General features: G+C 73.1%; 10 protein-coding genes. 1 reads left to right on the forward strand and 9 read right to left on the reverse strand.

Annotation, left to right across the window (positions count from 1 at the left end):
* Nucleotides 1–21 precede the first annotated feature (21 nt).
* From ACFV46_RS13345 to eccD, 5 genes are all read right to left on the reverse strand, one after another.
* Nucleotides 22–492, reverse strand: a complete 471-nt coding sequence (locus tag ACFV46_RS13345) for a type VII secretion system-associated protein (RefSeq protein WP_283288552.1) — start codon at nt 490–492, stop codon at nt 22–24.
* A gap of 122 nt (nt 493–614) precedes the next feature.
* A complete protein-coding gene (locus tag ACFV46_RS13350) occupies nt 615–923 on the reverse strand; it encodes a WXG100 family type VII secretion target (RefSeq protein WP_062672674.1) in 309 nt (102 codons plus the stop codon).
* A gap of 87 nt (nt 924–1,010) precedes the next feature.
* Entirely contained in the window at nt 1,011–1,346 is a 336-nt protein-coding gene (locus ACFV46_RS13355; protein ID WP_385498175.1) for a hypothetical protein, read from the reverse strand.
* Between the two features lie 468 nt (nt 1,347–1,814).
* Nucleotides 1,815–3,377 carry a type VII secretion protein EccB gene (eccB, locus tag ACFV46_RS13360; RefSeq protein WP_385498177.1) on the reverse strand — a complete coding sequence of 521 codons (1,563 nt, stop codon included), beginning with the start codon at nt 3,375–3,377 and terminating at the stop codon, nt 1,815–1,817.
* Between the two features lie 40 nt (nt 3,378–3,417).
* Nucleotides 3,418–4,824: a type VII secretion integral membrane protein EccD gene (gene eccD / locus ACFV46_RS13365; protein WP_385498179.1), complete on the reverse strand. Its 1,407-nt coding sequence runs from the start codon at nt 4,822–4,824 to the stop codon at nt 3,418–3,420.
* Between the two features lie 449 nt (nt 4,825–5,273).
* On the opposite strand from eccD, the gene eccCa reads away from it, so the two are divergent.
* Nucleotides 5,274–9,263 carry a type VII secretion protein EccCa gene (gene eccCa, locus ACFV46_RS13370; RefSeq protein WP_385498180.1) on the forward strand — a complete coding sequence of 1,330 codons (3,990 nt, stop codon included), beginning with the start codon at nt 5,274–5,276 and terminating at the stop codon, nt 9,261–9,263.
* 52 nt (nt 9,264–9,315) lie between these two features.
* On the opposite strand, the gene ACFV46_RS13375 is transcribed toward eccCa, so the two are convergent.
* The 4 genes from ACFV46_RS13375 to ACFV46_RS13390 form a co-directional block, all read right to left on the reverse strand.
* The gene (locus tag ACFV46_RS13375; RefSeq protein ID WP_385498181.1) at nt 9,316–10,566 is read right to left on the reverse strand and encodes a S8 family serine peptidase; all 1,251 of its coding nucleotides are present in this window, start codon (nt 10,564–10,566) and stop codon (nt 9,316–9,318) included.
* The gene (locus ACFV46_RS13380) at nt 10,563–13,877 is read right to left on the reverse strand and encodes a right-handed parallel beta-helix repeat-containing protein (RefSeq protein ID WP_361935919.1); all 3,315 of its coding nucleotides are present in this window, start codon (nt 13,875–13,877) and stop codon (nt 10,563–10,565) included. Before ACFV46_RS13380 ends, ACFV46_RS13375 begins: the two co-directional genes overlap by 4 nt.
* A gap of 150 nt (nt 13,878–14,027) precedes the next feature.
* Nucleotides 14,028–15,215, reverse strand: coding sequence for a ricin-type beta-trefoil lectin domain protein (locus tag ACFV46_RS13385; RefSeq protein ID WP_385498182.1), 1,188 nt, complete (start codon nt 15,213–15,215; stop codon nt 14,028–14,030).
* On the reverse strand, nt 15,212–15,958 hold the full coding sequence (locus tag ACFV46_RS13390) for a type VII secretion system-associated protein (RefSeq protein ID WP_385498184.1): 747 nt from the start codon (nt 15,956–15,958) through the stop codon (nt 15,212–15,214). Before ACFV46_RS13390 ends, ACFV46_RS13385 begins: the two co-directional genes overlap by 4 nt.
* Between the last annotated feature and the right edge of the window lie 231 nt (nt 15,959–16,189).

A 16,189-nucleotide genomic window follows, 5' to 3' on the forward strand; every position in this document is an offset into this window, starting at 1 on the left:
TGCCCTTTCTGGTCGGTGGGGTCAGGACTCTTCGTCCGGGTCGCCGGTGCCACCGGCGGTGAGGGTGTCGACCTCGTCGAAGGTCTGGAGCAGTGTCTGGGCGTCGATCGCGTCGAGGTTCTTGTCCTTGGTCTTGTTCGCCTCTTCGATCGTCTCGGTGAGGGCCTCCTTGAGCTCCTTGAAGAGGTCCATCTGGTCGCCGAGCAATTTGTCGATGGCCTCGGCCGCGGTGCGGATGTCCTCGATCAGCTTCGGTCCGGAGACCAGCGGCTCGGTCACCATCCTGCCGATGCGCAGGAGTTGCTTGTCCTGGGCGAGGTTGTCCGGTGTGGTGTGGCCGTCGATCAGGTGGCCGAGCGGACGGATGTGGGACCCGTCGCCCTGCTCCTTGTGCTTCTTCGCGGCGGTGTGGACCGGCTGTACCTCGTTGTCCCGGAAGTTCTCCATCTGCTTGAGGTCAAAATGCTTGACGTCGGCCTTCTCACCGGCCATGGGACGCACTCCTGACGCTTGGTGCCGGACGGGGACACGGGGGCCCGGCAGGCGCCCCCTTCACGGACGACGGCCGGGCCGCGCCGCCGAACCCTCGACGGGGAGGAAGCTCCGGCGATGCCCTAACGGGCCCGCACGTTGCCCCAGTTGTCGGCGCTCCTGCGCTCGTCACGGGAGTGGTTGTCGTGGATGGTCTGGATCAGCTCGCCGTTGTCGCCGAGGAGTTGGGCCATGTTCTTGGTGGCCTGGTCCCACTCCGCCTGGACCTGCCGGTAGGTCTCCTGGTCGGAGCCCTCCCAGGAGGTGACGAGCGGCTTGAGCTCGTCCTCCAGGTTGTTGAGGGTGGTGATGATCTGCTGGGTCTGCGCCATCAATTCCTCGATGGCGTTGCGGACCACGGGGTACTGCACGTCGATGATGCCGTCGGCCATGACGTCTCCTCTCGTACGGCCGGGCGCCGGCCCGGGAAGCTCAAGGGGTCCGGCCTCGTCGCGGCGGGGCCGGTGCTGCCGGTCGGGTCAGCGCAGCGCTTCGAAGACGCCCTGGCTGGTCTTGCTGTTGAGGACCTCGGTCAGGTCCTGGTTCTCCTGCGCCAGACGGTTGGCGGAGGTCACGTTCTCCTGGAGCGCGTCGACCATCTTGCTGATCTGGATGACGACCTTCTGCGCCTCGGCGTTCCAGCTGCGGAAGAGCTTCAGCAGGGCCTGGCCCTCGTCGCCGCCGACGCCCGAACGCGCGGCGATCTCGGCGACGTTGTTCTGGACCTTCTCGACCTGGTTCCGGGCCGACTCCAGCGAGGAGACACCCCCCAAGCCCTTGGCATAGTCCGCTTTCCTCGCGGCGCTGTCCGCCATGTCGCGCTCCCTTCGTTCAGCCCTGTCTCGTCACGCGGTTGCCCGCTGAGGCTAAAGAGAAGCCGGTGTTCCGCGCAACGCGCACAGGGAAGATTTGAGCTTCGGTCGGTCTGTCTCAGAATTCTTGCGTGGCACGGGAGTTGAGGTCAGGTTTCGGCGATATGAACAAGCCTCCCGGGCGCCCGGGCGCGCGGCCCCGGCGCTGGAGAGCGAGGCGGGCGCGAAGCGGGCACCGGAGGAAGCCGAACGGGCTTCACGAACGGCCGTATCCGGCATTGCAGGCGCTTCGCGGGGATTCCTCGGGCACGGCCGGCGGCGAATATCTGAGCTTTCTCTGAGGTTTCCGCCGCAGGCCGTTCCCCGACGGTTGGGACGAACTTCACACCGTTCGGCGACGACTTTGGCTCAATACGCCTGTCGGCCCCGCCCTTTTCCTTTCATGGGCGCCGAATGCGCTCCTTGCCGTGATCAGCGCGGGGTGTCCGCCTTGTCCCCGACGGCGCTCGCCGCGCCCGCTTTCCGCTCCGGGGACGGGGAGCACTGCGGAGCCGTCACCGTGGGCTCGACGACGCCCGACGCGGCGGCCGCGTCGAGGTCCGCGCCGGTCGGAAGAGCCGCGAGCAGCGGCGCCGGGACGGAGGCGATGTCCGCGGCCTCGTAACCGAGCGCGGCCAGCGCCTTCTTCGACGGGACGCGGTACTTGACGCCGTTCTCCGCCACCAGGTAGCTCGTCCCGGCGTGGGCGGCGCCGCTGGCGTTGAGGGCACGGACCAGGGCGCCCCGGCCGGGCCGGACCACCGTGGCGTCGGTCGGGACGCAGGCCGGCTTCAGCGGCTGGGCGGTGCCCTCCGACACCGCGACCGGGGCCAGACGGCTCAGCGGCACGAGTACCGACCTGATCCGGACTCCGCCGTCGTCGCCGTCGACCTGTGCGCACAGTGCGGTGCCGCGGGGCACGGACTGCGGGGCGGGCGGTGCGTCGGGCAGCTCCGGCGAGGCGGCGCCCTCCTGCGTGGCCCGGTGTTCACGCAGGGCGTCGGCGCCCACCGTACGCACCTCGGGCGAGCGCCCCTGGTAGGCGTCCTTCTGCGTGGCCGGGTCACCCAGGACCAGGGCGGCGCCGAGCCGGGTCAGCGGCACCAGACCGTCCTTGCGCAGCAAGTGGTAGGTGCTGTCGCCGCCGGGGACGCCGACCTTGAACAGCTGGCCGATCCGGGTGGCCTCCCCGCCGAGTTCGGGGCCGGCCTCTCCCCGCCCCTCGACCGCGGGCGGCTTCAGGACGGGGCCGGGGGCCAGTGCGTCGAGGAAGGCCGCCGAGACCGGCATCGGCCGCACGGAGCCGTAACCGAGGGCGTTGCGGGCGTCCGACGCGCGGTCCAACGGCAGCCGGCTCCCCCTCCAGACCAGGTACTCGGTGTCGTCGGGCCCCTTGACCAGCACTCCGCGACCGCCGCCGATACCGCTGGAGTCCAGCGGCGCCCCGGCCACGAGGGTGGTCGCGCCCGGCTTCTCCACGCCGGTGCTCGCGACGGCGCCGGAGGTGTCCGGCAGCGCGCCGTCGGGGCCCGTGACGCACATGTGCCAGGCGTCGTCGTCGAGCCGGGCGGGCTCGGGCACGGCGTCGGGGGCGCCGGGGATGCCGGCCGGGGCGCCCACCGGTACGTCGCTCAGCGACGCCGAGGAGACGTCCACGGACTCCAGGTCGGAGCCGCCGATGAGGCGGGCGGAGGCGTAGTTGCGGACCGGATGCAGCACGCCGTCGGTGGTGGTCCACAGGTAGCGCGCGCCGGTGTCGCGGTTCACGACGAGGTGCGCGTCGTCGCGCCAGGCGTCGTTGCCGCCGGGCCGCAGCAGGCCGTAGACGGTGGCGCCGGCCCCGACGAGGACGGTGACGAGCACGCCGAAGACCACGCCGCGTGTGGTGCGTCCCAGCGGGCTCTCCGGTGCGTCCGGGTCGGCCGTCAGCAGGCCCGAGCTGAGCCTGCCCATCATGAAGGTGTGGGCGTGTACCTGGTCCCGTTTGGACTGCACGGCCTCTCCTAGTCGTTCTCGTACCGGAGTGCGGTGGGGGTCAGCCGAACAGGCCGCGCAGCCAGCCGAAGAGGCCCGCCACCCACAGGCTGAGCGGCAGCAGCGCCACCGCGATCCCGGTGTGCGCCACCTCCGCGGCCCGGCCCCAGTACGGCAGCATCCGGCGGCCCGGCACCGTCCAGGCGGCGATCACCAGCGCCGCGGCCACGCCGAGCAGTACCGCGAAGACCACCAGCCGCCCGTCGCCCTCGCTGTCCACCGCCCAGCTGCGGGCGAGCAGCAGCAGCCCCCAGATCCCGGGCACCGCGAGGGTCAGCCGCTGCCCGATGTGCACCAGCCCCCGGGAGTGCAGGAGCAGCAGCAGGCTCAGTGCGAGCGCCGTCAGCACCTCGGGCAGGTTCGGGCGCTCGGCGAGGACGACCAGGGCTCCCGCGGCGATGACGCCGGTGACGGCGAAGAGCGCGGTGACCCAGCGTCCGGCCAGCTCCGTGCGTTCGGCGACGTCGCTGCCGGCGTAGGGCTCGATGCCTTCCTGGAGCTGGCCGGCGGAGGAGGGCAGGGCGGGCATCCGCATCCCGGCCAGCTTGAAGGCGAACGGTGCCACCGCACCTGCCGCGAGCACGAACCCCGTGGCGACCAGGGCCGCCGCGGCCGGTACGCGCAGGTCCGTGTAGCCGATCAGGGCGCCGGAGATCGCGAGGGCCACCGACACGACCGCGGTGCCCAGCAGGGCCGGGGCGCCGACCGCGGTGGCGGCCAGCGCGAGCACGGCGCCGCCCGCTCCGGCCGCGCCCGCCGCGAGCAGTCGCGCGCCCGCGACCTGCGCCGCGTCCGGGCCGGTCAGATCACCGCCGGGCAGCACCCAGCCGGCCAGTGCCAGGCAGGGCGCGACCAGCAGGCCGAGCGCGGTCGCGGACAGGCGGTCGCCGACCGCCCGGCTGGCGGTTCCCGCGCCGGCGAGCAGCAGGAGTCCCGCGACGGCGGCGCAGACGGCCCTGACGGAGCCGGAACCGGCCGCTCCCGGCCAGAACACCAGCACCAGGGCCGCCGTGACGGTCGCCACCGTCGCGCCCACGAGGAGTCCGCGGGCCGCCTCCGGGTGCCAGGTGTGCAGCCTGCGGCCGGCGGTGTCGGCTATCCCGTCCACCAGGTCGTCGAGCCGGGCCTCGGGCAGGGCCTCGGTGTGAGGGCGCAGATAGAGCACGTCCCCGTCGGCGAGCCCGGCCCGCGCGAGGGTCGTCTCCTCGTCGAGGGGGGCGTCGCCGAGTCTCTGCAGCGCCCAGCCCGCGTGGTCGAGTCCGGCCTCCTCGGCCTCCTCGCCGACATAACGCAGCAGCGTGGGCAGCAGATCGGCGACGGGCACGTCGGCGGGCACGGCCAGATCGACGGAGACGCTCGGCGCGCGTACGGTGAGGCGGCACAGTTCGGCCACCGCGCTGTCGGTCATCAGCTGAACTCTCGTCTTCCTTGGGGGTTTTGACAGGAGGACTTCCCCGCGCACGGGACAGTGCGAAGACTACGGAAGGTCCGTGCGGCCCGAACAGGGGGGTCGGACAGGGCAATTGTGCCCGCGAGACCGGCAACCACCGCTCCCGCGTGGACAGGTCGCGTTTCGTGAATGCACACTACTGCCTACGCTCGCCGGAACAGGCTGGGGACCGGGCCGCCTGTCCGGTATGCAGTCGAATGGTGGGAGAGCTGACCATTCCCTGCTTTCCGCTCGCATCGTTCATCCGGCGTTCACCGCGTACCCGGGTCCCCGGAAATGAGCGGTGCGGTCTTTCCGGGTACCGGAGTCCCGGTATTCGGCGCGGGCCGGAAAGCCAGTGAAACCGGAGGTTCTGTTCCTTGAGTGTGGTGCTGTTTCGCCGGCCGGCGCGCAGGCGCGGTCCCGAGATGCCCGAAGGGCAATTGACCCTCCAGGAGCCGCCGGTCCTCGCCGAGACGGTGCCCGACACCTCGGCGATATGGACCTATCTGCCGATGGCGCTCATGTCGGTGTCGATGATGCTGATGTTCCTGCGCCCCGGCGGCGGCAACGGCGTCTTCATCTACCTGGCGATGGGCGTCATGGCGCTGTCCGCCGGCGCGATGCTGCTGGGCCAGCTGATGCGCCGCTCCAGCGAGCGCAAGCACCGGCTGAAGGGCGAACGCCGCGACTACCTCCGCTATCTGGCGCAGATCCGCAAGCGGGTCCGCTCGACCATCGTGGAGCAGCAGCGGGCGCTCGCCTGGCGCCATCCGGAACCCTCCTCCCTGCGTTCCCTGGCCCGCACCTCACGGCTGTGGGAACGCCGCCCGGCCGACGAGGACTTCGGCGAGGTGCGTCTCGCGGTCGGCGAACAGCAGCTCGCCCTCACGCTGAACCCGGTGTCCACCCGCCCGGTGGAGGACCTCGAACCGCTCTGCGCGCACGCCCTGCGCCGCTTCATCCGCGCCTACTCGACGATTCCCGAGCAGCCCCTCGGGCTCTACCTGCGGTCGTCGGCCCGTGTGCTGCTGCGCCCCGAGACGGCACCGGGCGAGGTGTCCGCGGTCTCGTCGTCGCCCGAGGGCGCCGGCGACGAAGCCGTACGCGCTCTGCTGCGGGCCGCCCTCGGCCAGCTCGCCGTGTTCCACGCGCCGGAGGAGCTGTGGATCGCGCTCTGCGTGAGCGACGAGCGACGGGCCGGCTGGGAGTGGGTCAAGTGGCTGCCGCACGCCCTGCATCCGCACGAGGAGGACGGCGCCGGGCAGGTCCGCCGGATCACGTCCGACCTCACCGAGCTGGACGACCTGCTCGGCGCCGAGTTCGCCGAGCGCCCCGGTTTCGACCCGGACGCCCGGCCGGGCCGGGACGAGCCGTACACCGTGGTCGTGCTGGACGGCGTCACCGTGCCCGAGGGGCATCGCTGGGAGGGCCACGGCTACCGCAACGCGGTCGTGCTGGACGTCTCCGGCGCGCTGCGCTGGCGGCCCGGCCGCAACACGCTGCGGCTGACCGTCGGGCCGGACCAGGTGAACCTGGTGCGCACCGACCGCAGCCGCAAGGAGCGCTCGGTGCCGCTCGGCCGGCCGGACCGGCTCGGCCCGCTCGGCGCGGAGTCGCTGGCGCGGCTGCTCGCCTCCCGCCGTATGAGCCTGGGCACCGACATCGCTCAGCCGCTGGACAGCGACGTGGAGCTGACCACACTGCTCGGCATCGCCGATCTGCACCGGCACGACACCAAGGCCCTGTTCGCCCGGCACACGGGCTCCGCACGGCTGCGGGTGCCGATCGCGGTCGGCGTCGACGGCCGCCCGGTGGAACTGGACATCAAGGAGTCGGCGCAGGGCGGCATGGGCCCGCACGGCATGCTCATCGGCGCCACCGGATCCGGTAAGAGCGAGCTTCTGCGCACGCTCGTCCTGGGCCTCGCCCTGACGAACTCCTCGGAGACCCTGAACTTCGTCCTGGTCGACTTCAAGGGCGGCGCCACCTTCCTCGGCCTGGAGGAGCTGCCGCACACGTCCGCCGTCATCACCAACCTCGCCGACGAGGTCGCCCTGGTGGAGCGTATGCAGGACGCGCTGCACGGCGAACTCATCCGCCGTCAGGAGCTCCTGCGCGCCGCCGGCAACTACACCTCCGCCCTGGAGTACGAACGCGCCCGGGCCGGCGGCGCCGACCTCACCCCGCTGCCCAGCCTGTTCGTGGTGGTCGACGAGTTCAGCGAACTCCTGTCGGCGCACCGCGAGTTCATGGACCTGTTCGTCATGATCGGCCGGCTCGGCCGCTCGCTCGGCGTGCATCTGCTGCTGGCCTCGCAGCGCCTGGACGAGGGCCGGATGCACCAGCTGGAGAGCCACTTGTCGTACCGGATCGGCCTGCGCACGTTCTCCGCCATGGAGAGCCGGGGCGTGCTCGGTGTGCCGGACGCCTACGAGCTGCCCGCGCAGCCGGGCAGCGGCTATCTCAAGTCGGGTGTGGAGGCTCTCACACGCTTCCGTGCCGCCTACTCCTCCGGCACCTACCGGCGCCGCACCGGCGCCGTCGTGCAGGCCCGGGTGGCCAGCCAGGTGGTGCCGTGGACCAGCGGCTGGGTGGTGCCTCGCACGCTCGACCCCACGCCCGTTCCGGAGCCGGAGGCCGAGGAGAGCGGGGACGAGGAGACTCTGCTCGACGTCGCCCTGGACCGGCTGCGCGACTCGGGCCCCGCCGCCCACCAGGTGTGGCTGCCGCCGCTGGACGAGCCGTCTCCGCTGGACGCCCTGCTGCCCGGCATCGCCCCCGACCCCGAGCGCGGCCTCAGCGCCGCGGGCTGGCCCGGCACGGGCCGGCTGCGGGTCCCGGTCGGTCTGGTCGACAAGCCCTTCGAGCAGCGTCGCGACCCGCTGGTCGTGGACCTGTCGGGGGCCGGCGGCCACGTCGCCATCGCGGGCGGGTCGCAGAGCGGCAAGTCCACGCTCGCCCGCACCCTGATCGCGGCACTTGCCCTCACCCACACCCCGGCCGAGCTCCAGTTCTACTGCCTCGACTTCGGTGGCGGCGGCCTCTCCCAGTTCGCCGCGCTCCCCCACGTCGGCGGCGTCGCGGCGCGGCTCAACCCCGAACGGGTGCACCGGGCCGTCGCCGAGGTCATGACGCTGCTCGCCCGCCGTGAGCAGTTCTTCGTCGACCACACCATCGACTCCATGCAGTCCTACCGACGGCGCCGCGCCGCCGGTGAGTTCCCCGACGAGCCGTTCGGCGACGTGTTCATGGTGGTCGACGGCTGGTCCACGGTCCGCCAGGACTACGACGACCTGGTGCCGAAGTTCAATGAACTGGCCGCACGCGGCCTGAACTACGGCATCCATCTGCTCATCACCACCACCCGCTGGGTGGAGCTGTCTGCGCAGGTCCGCGACCAGGCGGCGACCCGCCTGGAACTGCGGATGGGTGATCCGATGGACTCGGAGATCGACACTCGCAAGGCGCGCTCGGTGCCCCGCACCGGGGGCCGGGGCATCACCGCCGACAGCAAGATGCACTTCCTCGCCGGCCTGCCCCGGCTGGACGGCAGCGGCTCCCTCGACGACCTCGGAGACGGGGTCGCCCACCTGGTCGGCGAGGTGGCCAGGCACTGGCCGGGCCCGGCCGCCCCGCAGGTCCGGATGCTCCCGCACCGGCTGCCGCTCGCCGAACTCCCCGCGCCCGAGCCGACCGAGGGCGGCGGTATGCGGCTGCCCCTCGGCATCGACCAGGACGCCCTGGAGCCGGTGTGGCACGACTTCAGCCGTACCCCGCACCTCATCGTGGTCGGTGACACGGAGAGCGGCAAGACCAATCTGCTGCGCCGGATCACCGCGGGCATCACCGCCCGCTACGCCCCGCATGAGGCGAAGATCATCGCGGTGGACTACCGGCGCACCCTGGTGGACGGCATCCCGGAGGAGTACCGCATCGGGCACGTCATCTCCCTGGACAACCTCAAGGAGACCGTCGACGGCGCCGCCCGCGCGATGAAGACCCGCGTCCCCGGAGCGGACATCGCCCCCGCCCGGATGCGCGCCTGCGACTGGTGGTCGGGGCCGCGTCTGTTCATCCTGGTCGACGACTACGACATGGTCTCGAGCAACTCGTTCCAGAGCCCCTTCGAGCCGCTCTTCGAGCATCTGACGCTCGGTTTCGAGATGGGTCTGCACATCGTCGTCGCCCGGAGCGCCATGGGCGCGGGCAGGGGTCTGAGCGACGCCCTGATCCGCCGGATGGACGAGGCGAACAACCCCGCGATCCTGCTCTCCTGCCCGCCCACGGAGGGCCGTCTCTTCGGCAACGCCAAGCCCGTGAACCTGCCGCCGGGCCGGGCCCTGCACATCGCCCGCCGCAAGGCGCGGTTGATGCAGACCGCGCTGGTCGAGCCGGCAGCCGGACAGGAGGGCTGAGGTACGACAGCGACGGCGGGGTCACCGGGTGATCCCGCCGTCGCCGTTCGCGTCAGGACCGTCGGTCCTGTGTCGCTCCCCCGTCCCCGTCCCCGTCCCCGTCCCCGGCCGGCGCCGGGCGCCAGCCGCGGGCGCGGGCCCGGGGCAGGGCGAAGGCGGCCCACAGGACGGCCAGGACGGCGCCGGAGCCGAGCAGGACGAGGAGCGTGGCACGGTCGGTGGCCGAGTCGGCGTCCGAGGTGTCACGGACGGCGACATGTTGCGCGGCACGGTCGCCGGCATCGGGTGCGTCCGGGCCGCCGAGGACCGTGGTCACGGCGGCGTACGGGTCCAGTTGCGGGATGCCGGCGGGGTAAGCGGTCGCCGTCAGCCGGTGGGTGACGGCCTCGGGCGAGTCGTCCGGGTGGGCCGCGCGCACCACCGCCGCGGCCCCGGCGGCGTAGGCGGCGGCGACCGACGCGCCGGCTCCCAGGTAGTGGCCGTCACCGCGCGGGCCACCGGAGACCACCCCGGCCCCGGGGGCGGCCAGGTCGATGCCCGTGGTGGGCAGGGCCCGCTCCGGGCGGAGGCCGCCGGGGAGCATGTCGGCGACCGAGAGAACCCCGGGTTCCCCGGCCGGCCAGTACACCCGGGGCGGGATCGCGTCGGTGTCGCCCCGCGTCGGCGGGTCGGGGGTCGCCGCGGCGACGACGACGGCGCCCGCGCGGCGGGCGTCGGCGACGGCACGGCTCAGGTCCTTGTCCCGGCGCGGCAGGGCCACGGTGACGGCGATGACGTCGGCCCCGGCCTCGGTGGCCTCGCGTACCGCCGCCGCGACGAGCGCCGCGTCGGCCCGGCCGCGCGTGTCCGTGCCCCGCAGGGCGAGGATCCGCGCACCTGGGGCGACTCCGGTGAGACGGGGGTCCGTACCGGCGATCAGCCCGGCCAGGAAGGTGCCGTGCCCCACGCAGTCCTGCGCGGCCGTGCCCTCGGCGGTGACACGGCCGTCGAGGCCGTCGGCGCCGGGGGCGACTCCGGTGTCGACCAGGGCGACGGTCACCCCCGCGCCGATGCCGTGTCCGTGCGTCCGGTCCAGGTCGAGGCGCTGACGTGACCAGTCCTGCTTCTTCGCCCTCTCCCGCGAGGGGGCGGTGCATGCGGCGTCCGCGTCGAGCGCGGAGGGCATCGCCGGCAGTTCCTGGCCCTTCGTCCCGTCGGCCGCCCGCAGCCCCGAGTGAGGCGCCGTGTGGGCCGTGACGGCCGTGGGCAGCAGCAGTGCGGCGGCGAGGCCGGCACCGGACAGCAGGCGGGCGGCGGGCCTCACAGTCCGGCCGCCTTCGGGGCGGCGGCCACGTCCTCGGGTACGAGGATGCGCAGGTCGTCCAGGGTGGGCGCGGCCAGCGAACTGAGCCGCCCCGCCTGGCGGGTGACCATCGACTCGAGCACCTGCCGGGCCAGCCGGGCATTGCCGAACGACCGGTCCCGGGGCAGCGCGTCGAAGTACGCCTTGAGCACCGGGCCGGTGCCCGGTCCGCACTCGTAGCCCATGCTCGCGGCCTGGGCGCGCACGATGGTGACCAGTTCCTCGGAGGAGTAGTCGGCGAAGGTGATCCGGCGCGGGAAGCGCGAGGACAGGCCCGGGTTGGAGGCCAGGAAGCGCTCCATCTCGTCGGTGTAGCCGGCGACGATGACGACCACCTCGTCGCGGTGGTCCTCCATCAGCTTCAGCAGGGTGTCCACCGCCTCCTGCCCGAAGTCGGCGCCGCCGCCCTGCGGGGTGAGGGTGTACGCCTCGTCGATGAACAGCACTCCGCCGCGGGCCCGTTCGAAGACCTCGCGGGTGAGCTGGGCGGTGTGACCGATGTAGCGCCCGACGAGGTCGGCGCGGGCGGCCTCCACCAGCTGGCCCCGCTGCAGGATGCCGAGCTGGGTCAGGATCTCGCCGTAGAGGCGGGCGACCGTGGTCTTGCCCGTGCCCGGCGGGCCCGTGAAGACCAGGTGGTGGCTGAGGGAGGGCACCGGCAGTCCGGCGGCGGCGCGGTGGCGGGCCGTGGTGATGAGGTTGACCAGGTCAGCGACGTCGCGTTTGACCTCGGCCAGGCCGATCATGTCGCCGAGGCGGGTCAGCGGGTCGTCCTGCGGCGTGCCCGTCTCGGCGGCCTTCGCGGCGGCGGCGGCCGACACGTCCTCCGGCAGCAGCAGCCTGAGGTCGTGCTCGCCGACCTGGGCCTGCGCGGCGAGCCGGACCGCCTGCCGGTCCACCATCTCCTCGAAGACCCCGCGCGCGGCACGGCCGTTGCCGAATCCGGCGTCCCTGGGCATCGCCTCGAAGTGCGCCGCGAGCGCCTGCGCGGTGCCCTCGCCCAGCTCGTACTGGTGCTGGGCGCACATGTTCTCCATGATGGCGACCAGTTCGGGCACGGAGTAGTTCTCGAACTCGACGGTCCGGGAGAAGCGGGAGGCCAGCCCGGGGTTGGAGCCGAGGAAGGACTCCATCTCGCGGGAGTATCCGGCCGCGACCACGACCACGTCGTCGCGGTGGTCCTCCATCAGCTTCAGCAGGGTGTCGACCGCCTCCCGGCCGAAGTCCGCGCCGCCGTTGCCGCTGTCCGCGGTGAGGGTGTACGCCTCGTCGATGAACAGCACCCCGCCGAGGGCCCGTTGGAAGGTCTCGGTGGTCTTGATCGCGGTGCCGCCGACGACCTGTGCGACGAGGTCGGCGCGGGAGACCTCCACGAGGTGGCCGCTGCGCAGGGAGCCCAGTTCGGCCAGGATCGCCCCGTAGAGGCGGGCGACGGTGGTCTTGCCGGTGCCCGGCGGGCCCGCGAAGATCAGGTGCCTGCTCATCGGCGGGGCGGACATGCCGAGCTGCTCGCGGCGCTGCGCGAGCTGCGTGAGGTTGACCAGGGTGCCGACCTGCTGCTTGACGTTCTCCAGGCCGATCAGCGCGTTCAGGGCGCCGAGCGGGCCGTCCACGCGGTCCGGCGCGGGCCCGTCCGCGGCGCCGGATCCGGCCGGGTCGGTGTTCTCGGCGGTGCCGCTGCCCCACGCGTCCCGCTTGCCGTTCCCGGTGCTCTTCAGGCCGTCCACGGCGAGCCGTTCGCCGGGGGTCGTCTGGACGAGCCCGCCGCCCTCGTTCTCCCGGGCGAGGCAGTTCACGAGGGAGACCGGCGCGGTGGACTCCACCCGGAAGCCGTCCTGGGCACCCCCGGAGACCTCGCAGCCGCTGAGCGAGGCCAGCGCGCCCTCCCGGAGCAGGAAGCCGTGGCCCTGCGGGGCGTGCACCGTGGTGCGGTTGGCGGTCAGCTCACCGCCCGCCGCGACCACCACACCGTCCTCGCCGGACACCTCGACCCGGAAGTCCCGGACGGTGACGTTGCCGCCGTCCTCCACGACCAGTCCACTGGTGGCGGTGTCGGAGACGCCGCCACCGGCCAGGTAGAGGGTGCTGCCGGCGGCCACACGGACACCCGCGCCCTTCGGCCGGACGATCTCGCAGTCCTCGGCCCGGCCGCGGGCGTCCTTGCCCGCCGCGATGCCGTCCCCTGCGGGCTCCACGAGGCGGGCCCGGCGCAGCAGCGGGTTGGCCCCGCCGCGGACCGATATCGCGGGCGAGCCACCGATCACCTCGAGGCGGTCCAGCTCCGGCGCCGAGTCCTCCTCCAGCAGCAGTCCCGTCTGCTCGCAGTCGCGGACCGTGAGTCCGGTCAGCGCCGGGGAGGCGGCTCCCGCCACGCGGAGCGCCGCGCCCTGGGCGCCGTCCACCCAGCAGTCCTCGAAGGTGCCCCGGGCCCGGTCGGTGATCACGACGCCATGGCCACGGGTCCGCGAGACACGGCAGCGGCGCAGCACCGGGTCGGTGCCCCCGGCCAGCGCGATCCCGTTCCCGGAGGCCCCGGTGACCCGGACGTCCTCCAGCGTCGTACGGCCCGCGCTGCTCAGGTGCACGCCGGTGCTGGTGTCGTGCACCACGGTCCGCACCACCGTGAGGGAGCAGTTCTGCTCCAGGGCGATGGACGGCTTGTCCGTGGAGGAGATGTCGCAGTCCTCGACGCTGCCGGTGGAGTCGCCGTTGGCGAGCAGGCCGTTGCCGCGTGCGGCCCGTACCGTGCAGCCGCGCAGCCGCGCCTCTCCCTGTTCGGCGAGGACGAGTCCGCTGGTGCCCAGGTGCTCGAACGTGCAGGACTCCACGGTGGTCGGCGTGGTCGAGGTGACGACGACGCCGGCGCCCTGGGGGTTGCTCACCCGGCAGTCCCGCAGCGCGAGCGAGCCGGTGCCCCCGGCCAGCACCGCGGTCCAGGCGGCGCCGACGATCTCGCAGCCGTCGAGCGCGGCCTGCCCGCGCCGGACGTCCACGGCCGGCAGCTCGGCGTCCCCGCCCCGCAGGGACAGTTCGGAGAGCATCACGGCGTCGGCGCGCAGGGCGAGGACGCTGCCCGAACGCGGCCGGATCTCGACCGTGCCCCGGCCCTCGGCGGCGGTGAGGGTGACCCGGGTGTGGATCACCAGGTTCTCCGCGTACGTCCCGGGCCGGACGCTGATCAGCGCGCCGGTACGGGCAGCCGCGAGTGCCTCACCGATCGTCCGGTAGCGGTCCCGCTCCCCGGGACCGACCGTCAGTACCTGGCGCGACACGCACCAACCTCCTTGTGGGACAACGTTCTCAGCGGGTGTCCCCGGTCGCCGGGGACGGTGTCGGCGAGCCGACGGTGCCATCATGCCCCGCTGCCGGGGCAGCGGTGGCCCGGCAGCGATGCTCTCGGCCGGAAGGCTTCGGGAGCGCGGTCAGACGCTCCACTTCTGGTTGTCGGTGCCGGCGCAGGTCCACAGTTGCAACCAGGCGCCGTTGCCCCGGTTGTTGTCCTTGATGTCGACGCACTTGCCGACGACGGTGTTCACGAGGTCGTGGCGCTCGTTGAGGACGAACTTCTGGGCGGCGTTGCCACTGCACCGGGCGATCTGGATCGGAGTGCCGTCGTTGTAGTTCGCGTTGGCCACGTCCAGGCACAGTCCCTGGATGCGCAGGGTGCCGTCGGAGGCGAACTGCCATTTCTGCGCGACACCGTTGTTGCAGTCCCACACGAACAGCTTCTTGCCGTCGCCGAAGTCGGCGTTCGGTACGTCGAGGCAGCGGCCCGAGAGGTGGCTGCGGATCGAGACGGGGGCGCTGAAGGTCACGCCCGAGCCCGCGTTCGAGGGCTGCTCGGCCCGGCCGCCTCCGGACGTCTTGCCGCCACCACCCGACTTCGCGGGTTCGTCCTTCCTGCCTGTGCCGTCCCTGGGCCGGTCCTTCCCGCCGTCGTCCTGCTTCGCCGTCTCCTTGCCCGAGTCCTGTGCCGCGGAGCCGCCGGTGGTTCGCTGCACCGGTTTGTCGGGCTTGCCGGAGCTCTTCTCGCCGTGGTCGGGAGTGGCGGTGTCGGGATCGGTCACCACGAAGTCACCGGGCGCCTCCTGCGCGCCGCCCCCGAGGACGGTGCCGCCGGCCGCCGCGGCCTTGGCGTCCTTGTCGTCGCCTCCGGTGAGCACGAGGAACGGCACGGAGACGAGCAGTGCCCCGGCGACCGCGGCCCCGGCCAGCGCCGCCCTGCCCGGCCGCCCCACGGTGGCGGCCTGCTGCTGCGGCCGGTCGATGGCGGTCGCGGTCATCGTCCGTACGAGCGCGGGGAGCCGGCTTTTGGCCTCGGCGGCGGCGCTGGGGTCGGAGTCCGCGTCGGCCTCGGGCCGGCCGCCGGGCGCGGCTTCGGTCGCGGACACGGCTGCCGGAGTCCGCGCCTCGGTCGCCGTCTCCTCTGCCTCGGAACTCGCCTGCGGATCGACGGTGTTGTCCCGGGCGCCCGCGCCCGGGGCCGGGGAGGTCTCCGCCTCGGGCGGGGACCCGGGCTGGGCTGCGGAGGCAGCCGGAGCCGTCGCCTCGCCGGCCGAACCGGACGTCACCAGCGAGGAGGCGGAGGTGTGCTGGGCCGGACGCGTCACGGGGTCCTCCCTGTGGTGTGGGGCCAGGGTTCAGAGGAGCGGTGGGGTTCGGCCACGCGAGGAGCCGGGCGCACCCGCTCGGCCTCCGGTCCGGGCTCGGGCAGGGCGTCCACGAGCCTGTCCACCGGGACGAGCAGGGGTGCCGCGGCACCGGCGTTGACCATCAGCTGTGCGCCCGAGCCGCGCAGTGACCGGGCGAGTTCCGTCGCCTGGACCCTGTCATGCCGAAGTGCCGCGGACATGAACGCGTGTGCCGGCGAGGTGAACGAGAGGAGCACCGGGGCGCCGTCCAGACCGGCCGCGGTCAGCGGCTCGCCGTCCGGTCCGCGCACGACCGTGATCTCCGCTCGGGCGAGCGCCGCGATCGCCTCGTCCACCGAGCCGTATCCGGTGGCGGCCCGCTGGGCGGCCGCGTCCACCGGGTCGGTGGGCTCCGGCCAGCCGAGCACTCGGGCCGAGGGCCGGTAGGCCGGGTTGGGACGGTAGTCCCCGACGTCCCCGCTCTCGTCGGACTGCCACTCCCCCACCACCGCCCACGCGGGCGGCGTACGGTCCTGGGTCCAGTCCGGATCGACGATCCCGATCCAGTGGCCGGGCGCTCGGCGGGCCGCGTCCCGCACCGCTTCGGGTATCTCGGGGCTGTCGGTGGCCCCGGCCTCGCCGGAGCCGGCCGACTCCGCGTGCCCCGGCCCGGAGCCGGCGGGCGCCTCGGGCCCACCCTCCAGCCGTTGTCCGGGCCGCATCTCCACCTGAACTCTTCGGTCGGTACGAACACTTGGATGCCGTCGGCCTGCTCGCGCGCCGACGATGATCAGATCGGATCAGAGGCCCAGGATGCCACACGAGCATCGCCCGTTGTGGGGTGGGCACGGTCCGAATCGCCTGCCCATGTGCCCGTTTGCTGCCCGGGTGGGGAACATTCCGGGAGCAGCGAGGTCCGAGCGGACAAAGCGACGGGAGAGTTGGGAGAGGTG

This window comes from Streptomyces sp. NPDC059852 (genome assembly GCF_042731455.1).
GTDB lineage: Bacteria > Actinomycetota > Actinomycetes > Streptomycetales > Streptomycetaceae > Streptomyces.

Excerpts from the sequence above, each read along its gene's own strand:
- ACFV46_RS13350 (WP_062672674.1), bottom strand. The coding sequence starts at position 923 with ATGGCCGACGGCATCATCGACGTGCAGTACCCCGTGGTCCGCAACGCC.
- ACFV46_RS13390 (WP_385498184.1), bottom strand. The coding sequence starts at position 15,958 with ATGCGGCCCGGACAACGGCTGGAGGGTGGGCCCGAGGCGCCCGCCGGC.
- eccD (WP_385498179.1), bottom strand. The coding sequence starts at position 4,824 with ATGACCGACAGCGCGGTGGCCGAACTGTGCCGCCTCACCGTACGCGCG.
- ACFV46_RS13355 (WP_385498175.1), bottom strand. The coding sequence starts at position 1,346 with ATGGCGGACAGCGCCGCGAGGAAAGCGGACTATGCCAAGGGCTTGGGG.
- ACFV46_RS13345 (WP_283288552.1), bottom strand. The coding sequence starts at position 492 with ATGGCCGGTGAGAAGGCCGACGTCAAGCATTTTGACCTCAAGCAGATG.
- eccCa (WP_385498180.1), top strand. The coding sequence starts at position 5,274 with ATGCCCGAAGGGCAATTGACCCTCCAGGAGCCGCCGGTCCTCGCCGAG.